The sequence below is a fragment of the Streptomyces vulcanius genome (genome assembly GCF_042653945.1).
Classification (GTDB): domain Bacteria; phylum Actinomycetota; class Actinomycetes; order Streptomycetales; family Streptomycetaceae; genus Streptomyces; species Streptomyces mangrovi.
In genome coordinates this window covers 63167-81796 of record NZ_JBHSFK010000010.1, presented here as the reverse complement: position 1 = coordinate 81796, position 18630 = coordinate 63167, and the positions used below count along the sequence as shown (strand labels likewise).

The 18630-nt window shown below is 69.3% G+C and carries 20 protein-coding genes; 10 read left to right on the top strand and 10 right to left on the bottom strand.

The window, feature by feature from the left end; all coding sequences use genetic code 11:
• Window positions 1–12: 12 nt before the first annotated feature.
• The gene (rplI, locus tag ACFPIH_RS17110; RefSeq protein ID WP_381171145.1) at window positions 13–459 is read left to right on the top strand and encodes a 50S ribosomal protein L9; all 447 of its coding nucleotides are present in this window, start codon (window positions 13–15) and stop codon (window positions 457–459) included.
• Between the two features lie 172 nt (window positions 460–631).
• Here the strand turns inward: rplI and ACFPIH_RS17105 are convergent, their stop codons facing one another.
• On the bottom strand, window positions 632–1969 hold the full coding sequence (locus tag ACFPIH_RS17105) for an MATE family efflux transporter (protein WP_381171146.1): 1338 nt from the start codon (window positions 1967–1969) through the stop codon (window positions 632–634).
• A 460-nt stretch (window positions 1970–2429) separates the two neighbouring features.
• Here ACFPIH_RS17105 and dnaB point away from each other — a divergent pair, with 460 nt between their 5' ends.
• Complete coding sequence (gene dnaB / locus ACFPIH_RS17100; RefSeq protein WP_381171148.1) at window positions 2430–3905, top strand: replicative DNA helicase; 1476 nt, start codon at window positions 2430–2432, stop codon at window positions 3903–3905.
• Window positions 3906–4011: 106 nt separating this feature from the next.
• On the opposite strand, the gene ACFPIH_RS17095 is transcribed toward dnaB, so the two are convergent.
• Window positions 4012–4578 (bottom strand): dihydrofolate reductase family protein, encoded by a 567-nt coding sequence (locus ACFPIH_RS17095; protein WP_381171150.1) that lies wholly within the window; start codon window positions 4576–4578, stop codon window positions 4012–4014.
• A gap of 196 nt (window positions 4579–4774) precedes the next feature.
• Between ACFPIH_RS17095 and ACFPIH_RS17090 the strand changes: the two genes are divergently transcribed.
• Window positions 4775–6160, top strand: a complete 1386-nt coding sequence (locus ACFPIH_RS17090; protein WP_381171152.1) for a serine hydrolase domain-containing protein — start codon at window positions 4775–4777, stop codon at window positions 6158–6160.
• Window positions 6161–6208: 48 nt separating this feature from the next.
• On the opposite strand, the gene ACFPIH_RS17085 is transcribed toward ACFPIH_RS17090, so the two are convergent.
• Together ACFPIH_RS17085 and ACFPIH_RS17080 are read right to left on the bottom strand one after the other, a co-directional pair.
• Complete coding sequence (locus ACFPIH_RS17085) at window positions 6209–6661, bottom strand: GNAT family N-acetyltransferase (protein WP_381171154.1); 453 nt, start codon at window positions 6659–6661, stop codon at window positions 6209–6211.
• 9 nt (window positions 6662–6670) lie between these two features.
• Entirely contained in the window at window positions 6671–7135 is a 465-nt protein-coding gene (locus ACFPIH_RS17080) for a MarR family winged helix-turn-helix transcriptional regulator (RefSeq protein WP_381171156.1), read from the bottom strand.
• Between the two features lie 141 nt (window positions 7136–7276).
• Between ACFPIH_RS17080 and ACFPIH_RS17075 the strand changes: the two genes are divergently transcribed.
• Entirely contained in the window at window positions 7277–8524 is a 1248-nt protein-coding gene (locus ACFPIH_RS17075; protein WP_381171158.1) for an MFS transporter, read from the top strand.
• 39 nt (window positions 8525–8563) lie between these two features.
• Here the strand turns inward: ACFPIH_RS17075 and ACFPIH_RS17070 are convergent, their stop codons facing one another.
• Window positions 8564–9445, bottom strand: coding sequence for a GNAT family N-acetyltransferase (locus tag ACFPIH_RS17070; RefSeq protein WP_381171161.1), 882 nt, complete (start codon window positions 9443–9445; stop codon window positions 8564–8566).
• Window positions 9446–9624: 179 nt separating this feature from the next.
• Between ACFPIH_RS17070 and ACFPIH_RS17065 the strand changes: the two genes are divergently transcribed.
• Both ACFPIH_RS17065 and ACFPIH_RS17060 read left to right on the top strand, forming a co-directional pair.
• Window positions 9625–10257 carry an HAD family hydrolase gene (locus ACFPIH_RS17065; RefSeq protein ID WP_381171163.1) on the top strand — a complete coding sequence of 211 codons (633 nt, stop codon included), beginning with the start codon at window positions 9625–9627 and terminating at the stop codon, window positions 10255–10257.
• 286 nt (window positions 10258–10543) lie between these two features.
• Window positions 10544–12304 (top strand): globin domain-containing protein, encoded by a 1761-nt coding sequence (locus ACFPIH_RS17060; RefSeq protein WP_381171165.1) that lies wholly within the window; start codon window positions 10544–10546, stop codon window positions 12302–12304.
• 74 nt (window positions 12305–12378) lie between these two features.
• Here the strand turns inward: ACFPIH_RS17060 and ACFPIH_RS17055 are convergent, their stop codons facing one another.
• From ACFPIH_RS17055 to ACFPIH_RS17035, 5 genes are all read right to left on the bottom strand, one after another.
• Window positions 12379–12861: an NUDIX domain-containing protein gene (locus ACFPIH_RS17055; RefSeq protein ID WP_381171167.1), complete on the bottom strand. Its 483-nt coding sequence runs from the start codon at window positions 12859–12861 to the stop codon at window positions 12379–12381.
• Window positions 12862–12949: 88 nt separating this feature from the next.
• On the bottom strand, window positions 12950–13855 hold the full coding sequence (locus ACFPIH_RS17050; protein ID WP_381171169.1) for a LysR family transcriptional regulator: 906 nt from the start codon (window positions 13853–13855) through the stop codon (window positions 12950–12952).
• A gap of 229 nt (window positions 13856–14084) precedes the next feature.
• Window positions 14085–15242 carry a cystathionine gamma-lyase gene (locus ACFPIH_RS17045; protein ID WP_381171171.1) on the bottom strand — a complete coding sequence of 386 codons (1158 nt, stop codon included), beginning with the start codon at window positions 15240–15242 and terminating at the stop codon, window positions 14085–14087.
• A complete protein-coding gene (locus ACFPIH_RS17040) occupies window positions 15239–15763 on the bottom strand; it encodes a low molecular weight protein-tyrosine-phosphatase (RefSeq protein ID WP_381171173.1) in 525 nt (174 codons plus the stop codon). The genes ACFPIH_RS17045 and ACFPIH_RS17040 overlap by 4 nt, the downstream gene beginning before the upstream one ends.
• 7 nt (window positions 15764–15770) lie before the next feature.
• Window positions 15771–16148, bottom strand: a complete 378-nt coding sequence (locus ACFPIH_RS17035) for a phage holin family protein (RefSeq protein ID WP_381171175.1) — start codon at window positions 16146–16148, stop codon at window positions 15771–15773.
• A 58-nt stretch (window positions 16149–16206) separates the two neighbouring features.
• Between ACFPIH_RS17035 and ACFPIH_RS17030 the strand changes: the two genes are divergently transcribed.
• The 4 genes from ACFPIH_RS17030 to ACFPIH_RS17015 all read left to right on the top strand — a co-directional run bounded on the left by ACFPIH_RS17030 (window position 16207) and on the right by ACFPIH_RS17015 (window position 18498).
• Window positions 16207–16524: a cupin domain-containing protein gene (locus tag ACFPIH_RS17030; RefSeq protein ID WP_381171177.1), complete on the top strand. Its 318-nt coding sequence runs from the start codon at window positions 16207–16209 to the stop codon at window positions 16522–16524.
• A 156-nt stretch (window positions 16525–16680) separates the two neighbouring features.
• Window positions 16681–16893 carry a DUF5326 family protein gene (locus ACFPIH_RS17025; protein ID WP_381171179.1) on the top strand — a complete coding sequence of 71 codons (213 nt, stop codon included), beginning with the start codon at window positions 16681–16683 and terminating at the stop codon, window positions 16891–16893.
• Between the two features lie 197 nt (window positions 16894–17090).
• Window positions 17091–17954 (top strand): IclR family transcriptional regulator, encoded by an 864-nt coding sequence (locus tag ACFPIH_RS17020; RefSeq protein ID WP_381171181.1) that lies wholly within the window; start codon window positions 17091–17093, stop codon window positions 17952–17954.
• 97 nt (window positions 17955–18051) lie between these two features.
• Entirely contained in the window at window positions 18052–18498 is a 447-nt protein-coding gene (locus ACFPIH_RS17015) for an SsgA family sporulation/cell division regulator (protein ID WP_381171183.1), read from the top strand.
• The last annotated feature ends 132 nt before the right edge of the window (window positions 18499–18630 follow it).

Sequence of the window (18630 nt, the reverse complement as noted above, 5' to 3'; positions counted from 1 at the left end):
GGTGACCGAAACATGAAGATCATCCTCACCCACGAGGTCTCCGGCCTCGGTGCCGCAGGCGATGTCGTCGACGTCAAGGACGGCTACGCTCGCAACTACCTGATCCCGCGGAAGTTCGCGATCCGCTGGACCAAGGGCGGCGAGAAGGACGTCGAGCAGATCCGTCGCGCTCGCAAGATCCACGAGATCCAGACCATCGAGCAGGCCAACTCCGTGAAGGCCCAGCTCGAGGGTGTCCGGGTCCGTCTGGCTGTCCGCTCCGGCGACGCCGGTCGGCTCTTCGGTTCCGTCACCCCCGCCGACGTCGCTTCCGCGATCAAGGCTGCCGGTGGCCCCGAGGTCGACAAGCGCCGTATCGAGCTCGGCTCGGCGATCAAGACCCTGGGTGCGCACGAGACGTTCGTGCGTCTGCACCCCGAGGTTGCCGCCAAGGTCAACATCGAGGTCGTCGCGGCCTGATCGCCGCGTGATCGCTGTGCTCGCTTGAGCCGGCGAAGGGGGCCGCATCCCTGAGGGTGCGGCCCCCTTCGTATGCCTGGGAACGGCGCTTCGCCGGGCAAGGCCATGCGGAACGCGCGATGTTTCACGTGAAACACCTGCTTCCGCAGGGCGCCTGTTTCACGTGAAACAGTCAGCGGGTCGCGCCGGTGACGATCCAGCGGCCCGAGCGCGCACGCAGCCAGAGCGTCAGCAGGCGTATCGCCATCATCAGCGTGAGTGCTCCCCAGAGCGCGGTGAGACCTCCGTCGAGGGCGGTGACGAGCAGGGCGACAGGGGTGAAGACCGCGAGGGTGATCACCATGGCCCAGGCCAGGTACGGCCCGTCTCCCGCTCCCATCAGCACTCCGTCCAGGACGAAGACGATGCCGGCGATCGGCTGGGACAGCGCCACCACGAGCAGGGCGGGCAGTGCGGCGTTCTTCACCGCGGCGTCGTCGGTGAACAGCGGCAGAAAGGCGGATCTGGTCACGATGACCAGGAGGCCGAGCACCAGCCCGACGGCGATCCCCCACTGCACCATGCGACGGCAGACCTCGCGGGCGCCCTGGGTGTCACCCGCACCGAGAAAGCGGCCGACGATGGCCTGTCCCGCGATGGCGATGGCGTCCAGGGCGAAGGCGAGCAGACTCCACAGGGACAGGGCGATCTGATGGGCCGCGATATCGGCGTCGCCGAGACGGGCGGCCACGGCGGTGGCGATCATCAGGATCGCCCTCAGGGAGAGCGTACGGACCAGCAGGGGCAAGCCGGCTTGGGCGGAGGCCCGGATGCCCGCCGTGTCGGGGCGCAGTGAGGCGCCGTGGCGCCGGGCTCCCCGGACCACCACGACGAGGTAGACCGCGGCCATGCCGCACTGAGCGATCACCGTGCCCCAGGCGGAGCCGGCGATGCCGAGGTCCGCACCGTAGACGAGACCGGCGTTGAGGGCGCCATTGGCGACGAAGCCCGCGACGGCGACGTACAGGGGCGTCCTCGTGTCCTGGAGACCTCGCAGCACGCCCGTCGCGGCGAGCACGACGAGCATGGCTGGGATACCGAGTACCGAGATACGCAGATAGGTGGTCGCGTACGGGGCGACGGTGTCCGAGGCTCCGAAGACTTCCACGAGGGTCGGAGCGGTGGGTACGACGGCCGTGACGACGGCGCCGCCGAGCAGCAGGGCGAGCCAGATGCCGTCCATGCCCTGCCGGATGGCCGCCGGGAGGTCACCGGCTCCCACTCTGCGGGCGACGGCGGCCGTGGTCGCGTAGGCGAGAAAGACGAAGACGCTGACGGCCGTGGTCAGAAGGGCGGAGGCGATGCCGAGACCGGCGAGCTGGGCCGTGCCGAGATGGCCGACGATCGCACTGTCGGCCAGGACGAAGAGGGGCTCGGCGACGAGTGCGCCGAAGGCCGGGACGGCCAGCGTGACGATCTCTCGGTCGTGCTGTCGCCGGGCGGGCCTGGGGGGCGCGGAAGCCTGTGTCATGACCACCAATCTAATCGTCCACAGGTAAGAGATGTAAAGCAAAAGTGACCCTTACCTCTCGTTCGGTCGAGGCTTGGCTGGCGCTGTGTTCGAGGAGATCTTGGGCTGACGGGGAAAGTTTTTCTTCTGCACAGCCCGTGGATCGGAAAGTCGCAGGTCAGAGGCGCTCGATGGGAAAAGAAGAGGGCTTGTTCACAGGGCTGTCCACCGGGTCGTACACAGGTTTTGGGGAGTTCTCCACAGCATCCGGGCCGTCGTCCACATGGCCTGTGGATAACCAGATTGGCTGACGGTGCCAGCGGGCCTACCGTGGTCCGGCGCCCGCTCCGTTCGTCGGCCGGTGAAACCCTTACAAAACCGACGCGCCACAACCGGAGTTGGGCCTCTCGATTGTCAGTGTCGTGCCGTAGAACTGAGGGCACGGCGAGGTCCGCTCGGCGGACGGGAGGAGGTGGCTCGGTTGAGCATTTCCGAGCCCTTGGACGACCCGTGGGCCGACAGCGGTCCCAGTGATCGTCTGCCCGCTTCCCGCCGGCGCGGTGAGGGTGGCCGTGGCCGCGACGAGCAGCACGACCGGGGCCGGGAAAGCGGTGAGTGGGAGGGCGGCACCGCCTTCGAGCGGGTACCGCCGCAGGATCTCGACGCCGAGCAGTCCGTCCTCGGTGGCATGCTCCTGTCCAAGGACGCCATCGCCGACGTCGTCGAGATCCTCAAGGGTCACGACTTCTACAAGCCCGCGCACGAGACGATCTACCAGGCGATCCTCGACATCTACGCCAAGGGTGAGCCGGCCGACCCCATCACGATCGCCGCCGAGCTCACCAAGCGCGGCGAGATCAACAAGGTCGGCGGCGCATCGTATCTGCACACCCTCGTCCAGACGGTCCCCACGGCGGCCAACGCCGAGTACTACGCGGAGATCGTGCACGAGCGGGCGGTGCTGCGCCGCCTGGTGGAGGCGGGTACACGGATCACGCAGATGGGATACGCGGGCGACGACGACGTCGACGAGATCGTCAACCGCGCCCAGGCGGAGATCTACGCGGTCACCGAGCAGCGCACCAGTGAGGACTACCTCCCGCTCGGCGACATCATGGAGGGCGCCCTCGACGAGATCGAGGCGATCGGCTCGCGCAGTGGCGAGATGACGGGCGTACCCACCGGCTTCACGGACCTCGACTCGCTCACCAACGGTCTGCACCCCGGCCAGATGATCGTCATCGCGGCCCGTCCCGCCATGGGCAAGTCCACCCTCGCGCTGGACTTCGCCCGGGCCGCTTCGATCAAGCACAATCTGCCGAGCGTCATCTTCTCCCTCGAAATGGGACGCAACGAGATCGCGATGCGTCTGCTGTCCGCCGAGGCCCGCGTGGCCCTGCACCACATGCGTTCCGGCACCATGACCGACGAGGACTGGACTCGCCTGGCCCGCCGGATGCCCGAGGTGTCCTCGGCACCCCTCTTCATCGACGACTCCCCGAACCTGTCGATGATGGAGATCCGCGCGAAGTGCCGCCGGCTGAAGCAGCGCAACGACATCAAGCTCGTCATCATCGACTATCTGCAGCTGATGCAGGCCGGTGGCTCCAAGCGCTCCGAGAGTCGCCAGCAGGAGGTGTCGGACATGTCCCGAAACCTCAAGCTGCTCGCCAAGGAGCTGGAGGTGCCGGTGATCGCGCTCTCCCAGCTCAACCGTGGCCCGGAACAGCGCACCGACAAGAAGCCGATGGTGTCCGACCTGCGTGAGTCCGGTTCCATCGAGCAGGACGCCGACATGGTGATCCTGCTGCACCGTGAGGACGCGTACGAGAAGGAGTCGCCGCGGGCCGGCGAGGCCGACATCATCGTCGGCAAGCACCGTAACGGCCCGACGGCCACGATCACGGTCGCCTTCCAGGGCCACTACTCCCGCTTCGTGGACATGGCGCAGACCTGATCCCGCGTCCTGCAGGGTCTCGCGGCCGATGCCGTAATCTCACGGGCCGTGTCGTACCGACGTCGTATACGGCATCACCGTGAGACCAGCGCGTGGGTGCTGCTGCTCAGCGCCTCGTCTCGTACCTGGTCAGGACCACGCCGCCCGGAAACGTCCGCGTCTCCACCAGGTTCAGGTTCACCCAGCTGTCCAGCGCGGTGAAGAACGGCGTGCCGCTGCCCACCAGGACCGGATGGGCGGCGATCGCGTACTCGTCGATCAGCCCGGCGCGCATGGCCGCCCCGGCGAGCGTTGCGCCGCCGATGTTCATTGGGCCGCCGTCCTCGGCCTTGAGCCGGGTGATCTCGGCGATCGCGTCGCCGGTGACCAGGCGGGTGTTCCAGTCGACCTTGTCGATCGTCGAGGAGAACACCACCTTCGGCGTGTCCCGCCAGTTCCGCGCGAACTCGATCTCCGCCGGGGTGACGTCGGGCTGCTGGTCGCCGGTCGGCCAGTAGGAGCTCATCGCCTCCCACAGCTTGCGCCCATACAGCGACAGGCCACTCGCCTGCTCGTGGTCGAGCCACCACTGGAACAGCTCGTCGCTCGGCGGTCCGCTCCAGCCGATGTCGTCGCCCGGCGCGGCGATGTAGCCGTCCAGGGTCAGGTTCATGCCGTAGATCAGTTTCCGCATGGCTCAGCCTTCCGTTCGTGGGCGTCCGGCGTATAGACCAGCGCGGCGCGGAAAACTCATCGGTGCGCGATCTCGGCTCGCCGGACAGCCAAGAACGCCCAGGTCACGCAAGATCGACAGGTCACGAGCGGCGAGACCCTACAGTCCTCGGTGAAATGAAGTCGACGCCGGCTGCGTGGTCGGCTGGACTGGGCGCATGACATCACCTCAGGAAGACCTGCTCCCGGGCACCCGGCGCACGCTGCTGCACCGGATCGCCGTGGCCCAGTCCGAAGGGCGGGCCCCGTCGCTGGTCGCCGCCGTCGTGCGGGACGGGCGGGTCGTCTGGCACGGGGCGCGGACCTCGGTCGACGGGCACGCGCCGGACGAGAACGTCCAGTACCGGATCGGGTCGATCACCAAGACCTTCACCGCCGTTCTCGTACTGCGGCTGCGTGACGAGGGAGCGCTCGACCTCGGGGATCCGCTGGAGAAGCACCTGCCCGGCACCGGCGCGGGGGAGATCACCATCGCCCAACTGCTCGCCCACACCGGCGGGTTGGCGGCCGAGACACCCGGTCCCTGGTGGGAGCGGACACCGGGCTCGCTGCGGCCCGAACTCGCCGACGTCCTCGGTGACCAGGCGGTTCCGCATCCGGCAGGCCGCCGTCATCACTACTCCAACCCCGGATACGCCCTTCTGGGCGCACTCGTCGAAGAGCTGCGCGGTGTGTCCTGGGAGGAGGCACTCCGACGTGAAGTACTCGAACCTCTGGGGCTGGATCGCACGAGCGTCCGACCGCAGGCCCCCGCGGCGGGTGGCTGGGCGGTGCATCCCTGGGCCGACGTCATGCAGCCCGAACCCACCGAGGAGTACGGGCGGTTGGCCCCCGCCGGCCAGCTCTGGTCCACCACCGGGGACCTCGCGCGGTTCGCCGCCTTCCTGATGCGAGGCGATGACCGGGTGCTGAGCGCGGAGACCCTGCGGGAGATGGGGACACCGACGTCCCCGGCCGAGGCCGCCGACCTCGCGGACGGCGCCACGTACGGGCTCGGTATGCAGATCCTCCACCAGGGCGGCCGGCTGCTCGTGGGCCACTCCGGATCGGTGCCGGGCTTTGTGGCGGCCCTTCTCGTCGGCCTTGAGGACGATGTCGCCGCCGTGGTGCTCGCCAACTGCACCTCCGGCCCACCGACTTTCCGGGTGGCCGCCGATCTCGTACGCATCGTCGCGGAGGCCGAGCCACGGATTCCCGAGCCCTGGCGACCGCTGCGGGAGGCGGATCCTTCCGTGGTGGAACTCGCGGGCCCGTGGTACTGGGGGACCAGTGCCTCTGTCCTGCGGGTGACGACCGACGGGTTCGTCTCTCTGGGGTCCCTCGCCGGCGGCGGTCGGTACTCACGGTTCCGCGCGAACGGGGACGGCACCTGGACGGGGCTGGAGGGGTACTTCGCCGGAGAGCTCCTGAAGGCCGTAAGACGGCCGGACGGAACCGTGGACCACCTGGACCTCGGGTCCTTCGTGTTCACGCGTCAGCCGTACGAGGAGGGGGCTGCTGTGCCCGGTGGCATCGACCCGGAGGGATGGCGCGGGATCGGTTGACGGCTTCGAGGTGCGCTCTGTTTCACGTGAAACAGAGCGCACCCGCGTTCAGAGCTGGAGCTTGAAGCCCTCGTGCGAGGCCTCGAAGCCCAGTCGCTCGTAGAAGCGGTGGGCGTCCGTCCGGGCCTTGTCGGACGTCAGCTGTACCAGTTGGCAGTCCGCCCGCCGGGACTCCTCGATCGCCCACTCGATGAATCGTGTGCCCAGGCCGCTGCCGCGCTCGTCGGCATGCACACGGACGCCCTCGATGATGGACCGGGTCGCCCCGCGACGGCACAGTCCGTGGACGATCGTCAGTTGCAGTGTGCCCACGACGCGGCCCTCCCGGACGGCGACGACGAGACGCTGGTTCGGATCGGCCTGGAGACGCTCCAGTGCGGCCAGATACGGGGTGAGGTCGCCCGGCGACTCGCGCTGTGCGCCCAGGGGGTCATCCGCGAGCATGGCCACGATCGCGGGGACGTCCTCGGCGACGGCGGCCCGGATTTCGAGATCTCCCATGGCGGCACCCTAAGCGGCGGCGGGTGCCTTGAATGACTCCACGACCTGTACCAGAGGGGCCAGTTCCGGGTTCCTGGCGGCCTCGTCGAGGGCCTCGCGCAGAGCAGTGTCGTTGGTCGGCCGGGCCTCGTCGAGCAGCTTGAGGCCGGCGTCGGTGACGTTGGTGTAGATGCCTCGTCGGTCGGTGGGGCAGAGGTAGCGCTCGAGGAGGCCGCGGTCCTCGAGACGGGTTACCAGCCGGGTGGTGGCGCTCTGGCTGAGGACGACCGCGTCCGCCACCTGCTTCATCTGCAGATGGCCCCCGTCACCCTCGTGCTGCCGGCTGAGCACGTCGAGCAGGGAGTACTCGCGCACGCTCAGGTCGTGCCGGCTCTGGAGCGCTCGCTCGATATGGGCCTCGATCCGCCCGTGCAGCAGGGAGAGGGCGCACCAGCTCTGAGAGAGCGCGGTGAGTGCGGGGTCCGTCGCGGTCATGGTCCTTCTCCTCGGTCCCGGAGCGGTTGGCGCCAAGGATAGAGCAGCATCGCAATTGCCTGCGATTGCATATAACCCGCGTCTGCAACTATTGTGTGAGCTCGTAAAGCGCATCTGCAATCTTCTGGAAGGTACGACTTCATGCCTCTCGCGCTTCTGGCCCTCGCGATCGGGGCCTTCGGCATCGGAACGACCGAATTCGTGATCATGGGCCTGCTGCCCGAGGTCGCGGGCGACTTCGGGGTCTCCATCCCGACGGCCGGCCTCCTGGTGACCGGATACGCGCTCGGAGTGCTGCTCGGCGCCCCGCTGATGACCGTCCTCGGCGCCAAGGTCTCCCGCAAGCGAATGCTGATGCTGCTGATGTGCCTGTTCGTTGTCGGCAATCTGCTCTCGGCCGTCGCCCCGGCCTTCGCCGTGATGCTGATCGGCCGCGTGGTCGCCTCGCTCGCGCACGGCGCGTTCTTCGGTATCGGCTCGGTCGTCGCGGCCGACCTGGTCGCCCCGGACCGCAAGGCCGGCGCCATCTCCATGATGTTCACCGGACTGACCGTCGCCAACGTCGTAGGTGTCCCCCTGGGCACCCTCGTCGGACAACATCTCGGCTGGCGCGTCACCTTCGCCGTCGTCGCCGCCCTCGGTGTCGTGGGCCTGGCCGGCATCGCCGGGCTGGTACCCGAGATGCCGCGGCCCGAGGGCGTGCACCTGCGCCACGAACTGGCCGCCTTCAAGAACGCCCAGGTCCTGCTCGCCATGGCGATGACCGTCCTCGGCTTCGGCGGGGTCTTCGCGGCCATCACGTACATCGCGCCGATGACGACCCACGTCACCGGCTTCGCGGACGGCTCCGTCACCTGGCTGCTGGTCCTGTTCGGGCTCGGCATGGTCGGCGGCAACCTGGTCGGCGGCAGGTACGCCGACCGCGCCCTGATGCCGATGCTGTACGTCTCCCTGGGTGCCCTGGCGGTCGTTCTGGCGCTCTTCACGCTCACCGCCCACAACAAGGTCCTCGCGGCCCTCACGATCGCCCTGATCGGCGCCCTGGGCTTCGCCACCGTCCCGCCGCTCCAGAAGCGCGTCCTCGACCAGGCGCACGACGCCCCGACGCTGGCCTCGGCGGTGAACATCGGTGCCTTCAACCTCGGCAACGCGCTGTCCGCCTGGCTCGGCGGGCTCGTCATCGCCGCCGGCTTCGGCTACACCGCCCCGAACTGGGTCGGAGCCGCACTCGCCGCGGCTGCCCTGGTCCTCGCGCTCGTCTCGGCTGCGATGGAACGCCGTGCCGGTGTCGCCACCGTCTCCGGCTCCACTGTCACTGGCTCCACCGTCACCGGCTCCACTGTCGCGGGTGGAACTCCCGCTGAGCGCATGCCGGTGGTCCGCCACTGAGTGATCCGGGTCGTGCAGGCGGGCCGGCCGGCGGCAGGTTCAGCCGGCCGCCACCGTCAGCGGTGCGAAGCGGCGGCTCCAGTCGCCCGGCAGGTCCGCGATCCCGTACGTCATGACGGTATTGAAGGCGATGGGCGCCAGGCCCCGCTCCTTCACCCACGCCAGCAGTTCCTCGTGCCGTACGTCGATGTCGGTCCGCAGCGGCCGGTCGGTGCGGGCGGCGAGGGAGGCCAGCAGTTCCTTCGCGGTCTCCGTGTCCCGGGCGATCAGCGGGCCCACGACCTGGGTGTCCATGTTGGGCCAGGCAGCGGCGAATCCGACGATCCGGCCGTTGTCCTCGGCGATCCGCAGCTGGTCGGCGAAGGCGGGCAGCCGGGTGATGACATGGGTACGGTCGACGCCGAACACCTCCTCGTCGAGCCGGAGGATCGCGGTGAGGTCCTCGGCCGTGGCCGCCCGGGTGACGATCCCCGAAGACAGCCCCCCGGCGCGGACAGCACCCGGGTCGAAGCGTCCGCGGACCATCTCGGCCCGTCCCGTCGCCTTGAAGCCGAGCTCCTCGTACAGCGGCCTGCCGTTCGGAGTCGCGTGCAGCGTCAGCGGAGTCGGGCCCATCACGGAGACGACGTGGCGCATCAGCCGACGGCCGATGCCCTGCCGGGCGTAGCGCTCGGCGACCAGCATCATCCCGATGGCGCCGAGCGCCGGGCGGTCGTGGGGGCCGTATTCGGTGGCGACACAGGCGCTGACCAGACCTCCCTCGGGGGCGTCGATGCCGTATCCCTTGCCGGCGGAGAGGAGGAGGCTCCACTTGTGTTCCTCGCGTGGCCACCCCCGGTCCTCGGACAAGTCCGCACAGGCGACGAGATCGCGGTGCGTCAGACGACGGATGGGGAGAGCTGCGGGGGAAGGAGTCGGCACGCGGGTCAGGCTGACCGACCGGTGTCCTCGACGTCCACCGGTTTCCCAGGGGACGCGCGTGCTTTTGGCCATGTCATGACCAATGACAGGGCCGCTGTTTCACGTGAAACAGCGGCGCACGGAGAGCGCCGGGAAGTCCCGTCAGGGAGCTGACAGGACTTCCCGTTAGCCTCGGCCCTATGGCGAGACTTCATCTCTTCGACCTCGACGGCACGCTGCTGCACGGGACGACCGCGCCGTTGGAGATCTCACGCCAACTCGGCCTGGTGTCCGAGACAATGGCGCTCGAGAGGGCGGTCTCCTCGGGGCTGATCGGGCCGCCGGAGTACGCGGCACAGGTGCATGCGCTGTGGACCCGGCTCACCGAGGAGCATGTGGCTGCGGCGTTCGAGGCCGCTCCCTGGCTGGCACGTATTCGTGAGGTCTGGGCGGAGATCAGAAGCAGGGGGGAGTACTGCGCGGTTGTCTCGCTGTCACCCTCCTTCTTCGTGGAGAAGCTCACGGGCTGGGGCGCTCACGCGGCTCATGGGTCCCGTTTTCCCGCGATCCCTTTCACCGAGCCCGTGGATCCGGGGGGAGTTCTCAATGCCGCGGCGAAGGTGGTGATCGCCGACAGGCTGTGCGCGGAGTTCGGTCTGACCCGGGACGATTGCGTGGCCTACGGCGATTCGGGCTCCGACAAAGACCTGTTCGGAGCCGTTCCGGTCTCCGTGGCGGTCAACGCGGACCATCGGCTGGTGAGCGTCGCGACCCATTCCTACACGGGGAAGGATCTATGGGATGCCTACGAATTGGTGTGCCAACCGCAGTAGTTGAGGCTATTCCGCGCTTCGGACCTCGGCCGCGTCGCGATAGGGGAAGCCGGGACTTGTGCGGTCAGCGGCGGCCGGTATGGTCGACTCCGGTTCGCTCCGGGGCGTAGACAATCGGTGCGGACCGGGAACAGGGCGACGCAGCCCGACGGGACGGAGGGACCGAAGACCCGCATTTCCGGTTGCGTGGCCGGGGGATCGGCGGCGCGGAACCGAACCAAAAAGCAAGCCGTCTGCGGGGTAGCAGGCACCTTCCGAGCCGGGAAGTGCGCAGACCGACCGAAAGATGTTCGAGGCGAGGCACACCATGGACGCTCCGACCACCAAGTCGGCCGACAACGGCACGTCCGGCGGAGGGGACGGCTGGTTCACGCCGCGCAAACAGCCGGAGCCGGCTGCCGGGGGCGAGCAGGGAACATCGGACGGCCGCCGCCTGGCCGCGTTGCGCCCGGTGGGAAGGGGCACGGCTGCGGCCGGCGGAGCTTCCCGCCCGAGCAGTGCCGCGGCGCCGGGACAGGGCACGGAAGAGGCCCCTGCGAGCCCGTACAGCCCGATGACAGCGCCTGCGACGGCCGAACCGGCAACCGGACAGCCTCCCGTGCCGGACGAGCCCCAGCACCCCGCCGAGCCCCGAATACCCCTCCGGGCTCAAGCGCCCGCGATGTCTCGGACGAACGTCCCGCCCGCCTCCGGAACGAGCGCCTCGGCCGCGTCCATGCAGCAGCCCACGGCCACCGGACTCCAACGGCCCATGCAGCCGCCCACGGCAGGCGAGGCCCACCAGCCTGCGCAGCGGCATGCGGCCACCGCGGTGCGCGGGTCCGCGCAGACCCCTGGACCCGCCGACCGCCCCACGGCCCGGGAACCGCAGCACCCGCCCGCCGATCCCGTCGTCCCCGCCCAGCGCCCTGCCCCCGCCCCCGCCCAGGACGCTTCTCCGGACGCTGTTCTCATCCGTCGGACCATGGCCGAGGTGGCGTCGGTGGCCGACAAGGTCACGTCGTACTTCTACGCCATGCTCTTCGTGCGCCACCCGCACCTGCGCCCGCTCTTCCCGCCCGCGATGGACGCGCAGCGGGACCGGCTGCTCAAGGCGCTGCTCACCGCCGCCGAGCACATCGACAACACCCCGGTTCTCGTCGAGTACCTGCAGAACCTCGGCCGCGGGCACCGCAAGTACGGAACCCGGGCCGAGCACTACCCGGCCGTCGGGGAGTGCCTCATCGGCGCGTTGAGCAAGTACGCCGACGCCGTGTGGGACAGCGAGACGGAGGCCGCCTGGGTCCGGGCGTACACCACGATCTCCCAGGTCATGATCGACGCAGCCGCCGCCGACGAACTGCGTGCCCCCGCCTGGTGGCACGCGGAGGTCGTCGCCCACGACCTGCGCACTCCGGATGTCGCCGTCCTCACGCTCCGCCCCGACCAGCCCTACCCGTTCCTCGCCGGGCAGTACGCGAGCCTCGAGACGCCGTGGTGGCCGAGGATCTGGCGGCACTACTCCTTCGCCTCGGCACCGCGCTCCGACGGGCTGCTGACGTTCCATGTGAAGGCCATTCCGGCGGGCTGGGTCTCCAACGCCCTGGTGCACCGCGCCCGTCCCGGTGACGTCGTACGGCTCGGACCGCCCGCCGGCACGATGACGGTCGACCACACCCGGAACAGCGGGCTGTTGTGCCTGGGCGGCGGCACCGGCATAGCCCCCATCAAGGCTCTGGTCGAGGACGTCGCCGAGCACGGCATGCGCCGCCAGGTCGAGGTGTTCTACGGCGCCCGCAGCGACCGGGACCTGTATGACATCGACACCATGCTCCGGCTCAAGCAGGCGCACGCGTGGCTGGACGTCCACCCGGTGGTCGACCGCAACGGCCTGCTCCAGCTGCCCGATGCCATACGGACCTTCGGCCCCTGGACCGAGTACGACGCCTATGTCTCCGGCCCGCCCGGCATGATCCGCAAGGGAGTGGACGCCCTGCGTGGCGTAGGCATCCCCGCCGAGCGGATACGCCATGACTCGGTCGAGGAACTCGTCGCCGCCGGAAGCTGAGCGGAAGCCGCCCCGGCGGTCGGCGGCTCACCCCGGGCCGGGGCCTCGCGGGACTCGGCTGATATCGGGCGAACTCATTCCAGATCGGGCGCGTGCAGGGCCCGTACGCCCTCGATGTTGCCGTCGAGGTAGTGCCGCAGGGACAGCGGCACGAGATGGACCGAGGCGATGCCGACCCGTGTGAAGGGCACTCTGACGATCTCGTACTCGCCGGCGGGCTCGTCGATCTCGGGGCCGTGCCGCAGGGCCGGGTCCATGGACTCCAACTGGCACACGAAGAAATGCTGCACCTTCACGCCGGTCGCACCGCCGTCGTCGCCGATGTGCTCGACGGTGTCGACGAAGCAGGGGACCACGTCGGTGATCTTCGCGCCGAGTTCTTCGTGCACCTCGCGGTGCAGGGCGTGCACGACGGTCGCGTCATCCGGCTCGACCCCGCCACCGGGCGTGACCCAGTAGGGATCCACACCGGGCTTGGTGCGTTTGATCAGGATCAGGTAGTCGCCGTCCAGCAGGACGGCACGGGCGGTGCGCTTGACCACGGGTCGAACGGTCATGGGAGAAATGTGGCCCCGCATGTTCCACGTGAAACATCGCGAAACGTCACCGGCCGAGTCCACCCCGTGAACAATGCGCCGCGCCCGTTCAGCACCACTCGGCGGCTGCCCCCAGCAGCCATTCGTGGGCGCGCGCGACATGCGGCATCGCCAGCGTGCCGGTCCGCACCACCAGGACGTATGTCCGCAGCGGTGGCACGGTCGGCTCGTGCGGCGCGACGACGTCCCCCTGCTCCAGGGCGGCCGCACACAGATAGCGGGGCAGGACCGCGAGCCCGGCACCCGCTATCGCACAGGCGAGGACCGCGCGCAGATCGGGGACGATGACCGTGCCGGAGGCGGCGGGGCGGGAGTCGAAGACGGACGCCCAGTAGCGGGAGACGAGGGGCAGTGACTCGTGCACCTCGACGACCGGGAGCTTCTCCAGCGCGGATGCGCCCCGGCGGCGCAGCTTCCCGGCGTCGATCCGCTCCGCCCACTGCGGGGCGGCGACCAGGACGTGCTCCTCGTCGCACAGTGGGGTGGCCGTGAGCAGGGCGCCGCGTGGGCGGGCCGTGCTGATGGCGAGGTCGTGGTGGCCGGCCGCCAGCCCCTCCAGGACTTCGTCGGTGTTGCCGAAGGAGACGCGCAGGGCGAGCCCCTGACCTTCGTCCCCGGTCAGCCCGGTGAGGGCGGGAAGGGCGCGTTCGGCGGTGAACTCGGGGGGACCGGCGAGGTGCAGGGACCCCAGCGCGGCCTCGTCGTCGACACCGGTCTCGGCGATCTCGACCAGGGCGTCGAGATGTGGTGCGGCCTTGTGCGCGAGTTCGTCCCCGATGGTCGTCGGGGTGACTCCGCGGGCCTGGCGCAGGAACAGGGGGCGGCCCAGCTGCCGTTCCAGCGTGCGGATCTGGGAGGTGACGGCCGGCTGGGACAGACCCAGCAGGGCGGCGGCGCGAGTGAAGGAGCCGGACCGGTGCACGGTCACGAACGTGCGCAGCAAGGCCAGATCCATGAAGCGTTCTCCCCTTTCCCCGGCCTCTCTCCCGGCTGTGGGGCAGGCCCAACCATAAATATGTCGATAGGTCCCTGTCGCTACTGTGATTGGACACTGACACAGAGTCAACTAGCCTTGTTCGCGCGGTTCTTCGTGCACGGAACCGAGGACGGTCCGAGCCACGAGGGGGGAGGCTCGGACCGTCCGTCATGCGTGGTGGGACGCCGTCCGGGCGTCCGTAAGGCGGTCACCGCGCCGACTCCCGCAGCGCACGCAGCACATCGGCCACCAGGTCCTCGGGGTCCTCGGCACCGACCGACAGCCGGATGAAGCCCTCGGGGACGGCGTCACCGCCCCAGCGTCCCCGGCGCTCGGCGGTGGAGCGCACCCCGCCGAAGCTCGTCGCGTCGTCCACGAGCCGCAGGGCGCCGAGGAAACGCTCGGCACGCGCACGCGTGGGCAGCACGAAGGAGACCACGCAGCCGTAGCGCCGCATCTGCCGCTCGGCGACCTTGTGGGACGGGTCGTCGGGCAGCCCCGGATACCGCAGCCCGGTCACCTCGGGCCTCCCCCGCAGCGCCTGGGCGACGGCCAGGGCACTGGCGGCCTGCCGGTCGACGCGCAGGTGCAGCGTGGCGATCGAGCGATGGGCCAGCCAGGCCTCCATGGGCCCGGGAATCGCCCCGGCGATCTTCCGCCAGCGCCGTACGGCGGTCATCGCCTCGCCGGCCCGTCCGGTGACGTAGCCCAGGAGGACGTCGCCGTGTCCGGTGAGCTGCTTGGTACCGCTGGCCACCGAGAAGTCGGCGCCGAGCTCCAGCGGTCGCTGTCCCAGCGGGGTCGCGAGGGTGTTGTCGACGGCCACCAGAGCGCCACGCGCGTGTGCCGCCTCGACGAGCCGCCGGATGTCGCACACGTCGAGCCCGGGGTTCGACGGCGACTCGATCCACAGCAGCCGGGCGCCGTCCAGGACGCCGAGTTGGGCGTCGCCGCCGGTCGGCGCGGTCCGCACCTCGATGCCGTACGCCTCCAACTGCGCACGGACCAGGGGCAGCGCCTGATAGCCGTCGTCGGGCAGGACGGCGATGTCACCGCTGCGCAGCTGGGAGAAGAGCACGGACGAGATCGCGGCCATGCCGGAGGCGAACGCGAGTGTCTCGACGCCGTCCTGCCCCGGTGCCTCCAGCTCGCCGATGGCGCGCTCCAGGAGGGTCCAGGTCGGGTTGTCGTCGCGGCCGTAGGTGTACGGACCCGTGGGCTCGCCCGGCAGGTGGTAGTGGGCGGCGAACACCGGGCCCGGGAGGGTCGGTTCGTACTTCACCGGCTCGGGCAGTCCGGCGCGCACCGCGCGCGTGCCCTCACCGGAGTCGCCATGGGGCCGTCCGGCAGTCGCGGGGTCGCTCATGTCACCCGTCCTTCCAGGTCCTCGCGGACCGCGGCGAGCAGGCCGGTGCTCGCCTCCTCGACCATCTCCAGGCACTCCGTGAAGCCGCTGCGGCCCCCGTAATAGGGGTCCGGGACGTCCAGGTCGTCCTGGGCCGGATCGGAAGGGGAGTGCGAAGCACTCGTCGAAGGGTGGGCGTACGAACGCAGCAGGCGCACCTTGCGGGCGTCCTCCTTGGTGGGTGCGAGGCGGCGCAGGGCCTTGAGATGCCCGCTGTCCAGGGCGATCACGAGGTCGAGCCGGGCGAACCACGACGGCTCGAACACCCGGGCCGTGTGGTCGAGGGAGTAACCGTTCTCCTCGAGCACGGAGAGGGTGCGCGGATCGGCGCCCTCGCCCGCGTGCCAGTCGCCCGTGCCGGCGCTGTCGACCTCGACCCGTCCCTCGAGTCCGGCCTCCTCCACGCGCGCGCGGAAGACCGACTCGGCCATCGGCGAGCGGCAGATGTTGCCGGTGCAGACGAAGCAGACGCGGTAGGTCATGGCGGACTCAGTCCCCGTCGGGCAGGACGACGTTGAGCGCCCAGGAGACGACGGAGATGATCAGGCCGCCCAGGACCGCGGTCCAGAAGCCTTCGACGTGGAAGCTCACATCGAACTTGTCGGCCAGCCACGAGGTGAGCATGAGCATCAGGGCGTTGACCACCAGGGTGATCAGACCGAGCGTGAGGATGAACAACGGGAAGGTCAGTACCTTCACGATCGGCTTGACCAGGAAGTTCACCAGGCCGAAGAGCAACGCGACGACTATGAGGGTGCCGACCTTCTTGCCCGTGCTGTCACCGGTCAGAGTGATCTTGTCGAGCAGCCAGACGGCGACCGCCAGGGCACCTGCGTTGGCGATCGTCTTGACTACGAAATTCTTCATGTGTCAGATCGTGGCAGAGAGATCGGCAACGAGAACAGGGCGAAGGCGGACCAAGAAGATGAAGGCATTCCGGTTGGACGAACTGGAGGCGGAGCGAGCCGCCAATGACGGCGCCTACCTGCAGTTCCTACGGGAGCGGAACATGTCGGTCGGACTGTACGCGCTCGATGCCGGAGAACATGATCCACAGAATCCGCACAACCAGGACGAGGTCTACTTCGTCGTGAGCGGACGCGCCTCCATCACCGTCGGCATGGAGACCACTCAGGTGGCGCGCGGCAGCGTGGTGTACGTCCCGGCCGGGGTCGCCCACAAGTTCCATCACATCAGCGAGGACCTCCGGGTGATGGTGATCTTCTCTCCACCCGAGGCGTGACCCCGCCACCCCGGGTTCCCTAGGGGATCGGTCAGGGGAGGACAAGGGGTGCGGGGCCCCCGCCGGCACCCCTTGTGGACCTAGCATCGACGGCAGGACACCAAAAGCATCCGGACCTTCAGGAGTTCCGGACGGACGAGGACAAGGACGAGAACGATGCGAGAGATCTTCGCGGGACTGCCGTGGTGGGTGAAGTGGGTGGCGGTGCCGGTCATCGCTCTGGTCGTGTTCGGCAGCCTGATAGCCAGTGTGGTCGGCTTCGTGATCTGGCTGCTGTTCAAGGTGCTGATCTTCGTGGCACTGGTCGGCGGACTGATCTACGTCGTACGGAAGTTCATGGCGGGATCCTCCTCGCGCAGCGACTGGTGAGCGGTGCGGGGGCCGATGACCGGTAACAGGAAGCGCCGGTTCCCTCGGCCGGGGGAAGTTTTCCGGAGCGCCCGGTCGCGGGCGGTCGCGGACGGTTAGAGTCCGGAACCCGACGCGGGGACGATCCCGCGAGCGGCGTACACCCCCTCCCGTGTTCCCCCGCACGGACCGCCCCCTCGCGCCCCGGGAGTGCCCCCTTGCCCCTGGTTGACACCGCCGCCCTGGAATCCCAAGCACCGCCCGGTCGGCCGCGTTCCCCGGCGCCTCCGCTCCAGCGCCCGCCGGGCACGGCCCCTCCCGAACCCCCGCACCCCGCGGCGACGCTCATCGGCTCCGTCCAGCGCGCGATGCGTCTGCTGGAGACCGTCGCCGGGCACGAGAACGGGTCTCCGGCCAAGCAACTGGCCCGCGAGACCGGACTCGCCCTCCCCACGGCCTACCACCTGCTGCGCACCCTGGTACACGAGGGCTATCTGCGCCGGGACAAAGGCCTGTTCTTCCTTGGTGAGGCGGCCGAGCGGCTGGGGAGCAGCGGCGCGGCGCAGAAACGTCGCAGCACGGTCGCCGACATCCTCGCCGAATGGCGGGATTCGATCGGTGCCCCCGTGTACTACGCCCGGTACCGCGAGGGCGAGATCGAGATCATGTGCGTCTCCGACACCCCGGGCAATCCGGCGGTCGAGGAATGGGCGGACTTCCGTGAGACCGGGCACGCGCACGCCATCGGCCAGTGCCTGCTCTCCCAGCTGGACGAGGAGACCCGCCGCGACCACCTGGACCGCTACCCGGTGGAGGCGATCACCCCCTACACCGTGCGTGACGACAGCCTCCTGCTGCGACGCCTGGAGCGGACGCGGCGCATGGAACCGCTCGTGGAGCGGCAGGAATACGCACTGGGCACGGTCTGCGCCGCGATCCCGATCACCGTGGGCGCCACGGTCGCGACGATGGCCATCTCCCTGCCCGCCCATCAGGTCGACCGGCTGCTCCCGGCGGCGCGCGAGCTGCAGAGCGAGATCGGACGGATGCTGGGGGCCCTCGCACTCTCTATCAGTATCTGAAAACTTACTCCTTGTGATCTGCCATGTACGTTCAGCAAGATGCCTGCAGTATCAGGGGTTGATTCCCGGCCATCAACGGCAAGTGACGGGGTAGGCGATGCGCGAGTCCGTGCAGGCAGTGCAGGCAGAGGTCATGATGAGCTTCCTCGTGTCCGAGGAGCTCTCGTTCCGCATCCCGGTGGAGCTGGGCTATGAGTCGTGCGATCCCTATGCCGTACGGCTCACCTTTCATCTGCCCGGTGATGCCCCGGTGACCTGGGCCTTCGGGCGCGAGCTGCTCATCGACGGGGTGGGCAGGCCGTGTGGTGAGGGGGATGTGCGGGTCTCGCCCGTGGATCCCGACGCGTTCGGGGAAGTGCTGATCAGGCTTCAGGTGGGCGGCGACCAGGCGGTGTTCCGATCCTCGACGGCCCCGTTGGTGGCGTTCCTCGACCGGACCGACAAGCTGGTCCCGCTGGGCCAGGAGGGTGCGCTCGCAGACTTCGACGCGCACCTCGATGAGGCGCTGGACCGGATCCTCGCGGAGGAGCAGAGCGCCGGCTGAGGTGACGGCGGCGAGGGCGGCGGCCGGCTTCGCCGCGGGGTGGGCCTGAGCAGGAACGCTTCTTCTCGGGCGGGGCGGTGCATGTGATGCGGGTGATACGGGCGAAGGAGTGGTTCGGGTGATACCTGCGGC

Bases quoted from the DNA above. Each gene is read 5' to 3' on its own strand.
- ACFPIH_RS17035 (WP_381171175.1), bottom strand. From the start codon at position 16,148: ATGAAGAATTTCGTAGTCAAGACGATCGCCAACGCAGGTGCCCTGGCG.
- ACFPIH_RS17030 (WP_381171177.1), top strand. From the start codon at position 16,207: ATGAAGGCATTCCGGTTGGACGAACTGGAGGCGGAGCGAGCCGCCAAT.
- ACFPIH_RS17060 (WP_381171165.1), top strand. From the start codon at position 10,544: ATGTTCGAGGCGAGGCACACCATGGACGCTCCGACCACCAAGTCGGCC.
- ACFPIH_RS17080 (WP_381171156.1), bottom strand. From the start codon at position 7,135: ATGACCGCGACGGACCCCGCACTCACCGCGCTCTCTCAGAGCTGGTGC.
- ACFPIH_RS17040 (WP_381171173.1), bottom strand. From the start codon at position 15,763: ATGACCTACCGCGTCTGCTTCGTCTGCACCGGCAACATCTGCCGCTCG.
- ACFPIH_RS17045 (WP_381171171.1), bottom strand. From the start codon at position 15,242: ATGAGCGACCCCGCGACTGCCGGACGGCCCCATGGCGACTCCGGTGAG.
- ACFPIH_RS17095 (WP_381171150.1), bottom strand. From the start codon at position 4,578: ATGCGGAAACTGATCTACGGCATGAACCTGACCCTGGACGGCTACATC.
- ACFPIH_RS17055 (WP_381171167.1), bottom strand. From the start codon at position 12,861: ATGACCGTTCGACCCGTGGTCAAGCGCACCGCCCGTGCCGTCCTGCTG.
- ACFPIH_RS17025 (WP_381171179.1), top strand. From the start codon at position 16,681: ATGCGAGAGATCTTCGCGGGACTGCCGTGGTGGGTGAAGTGGGTGGCG.
- ACFPIH_RS17090 (WP_381171152.1), top strand. From the start codon at position 4,775: ATGACATCACCTCAGGAAGACCTGCTCCCGGGCACCCGGCGCACGCTG.
- ACFPIH_RS17105 (WP_381171146.1), bottom strand. From the start codon at position 1,969: ATGACACAGGCTTCCGCGCCCCCCAGGCCCGCCCGGCGACAGCACGAC.
- ACFPIH_RS17050 (WP_381171169.1), bottom strand. From the start codon at position 13,855: ATGGATCTGGCCTTGCTGCGCACGTTCGTGACCGTGCACCGGTCCGGC.
- ACFPIH_RS17085 (WP_381171154.1), bottom strand. From the start codon at position 6,661: ATGGGAGATCTCGAAATCCGGGCCGCCGTCGCCGAGGACGTCCCCGCG.
- rplI (WP_381171145.1), top strand. From the start codon at position 13: ATGAAGATCATCCTCACCCACGAGGTCTCCGGCCTCGGTGCCGCAGGC.
- ACFPIH_RS17015 (WP_381171183.1), top strand. From the start codon at position 18,052: ATGCGCGAGTCCGTGCAGGCAGTGCAGGCAGAGGTCATGATGAGCTTC.
- ACFPIH_RS17065 (WP_381171163.1), top strand. From the start codon at position 9,625: ATGGCGAGACTTCATCTCTTCGACCTCGACGGCACGCTGCTGCACGGG.
- ACFPIH_RS17075 (WP_381171158.1), top strand. From the start codon at position 7,277: ATGCCTCTCGCGCTTCTGGCCCTCGCGATCGGGGCCTTCGGCATCGGA.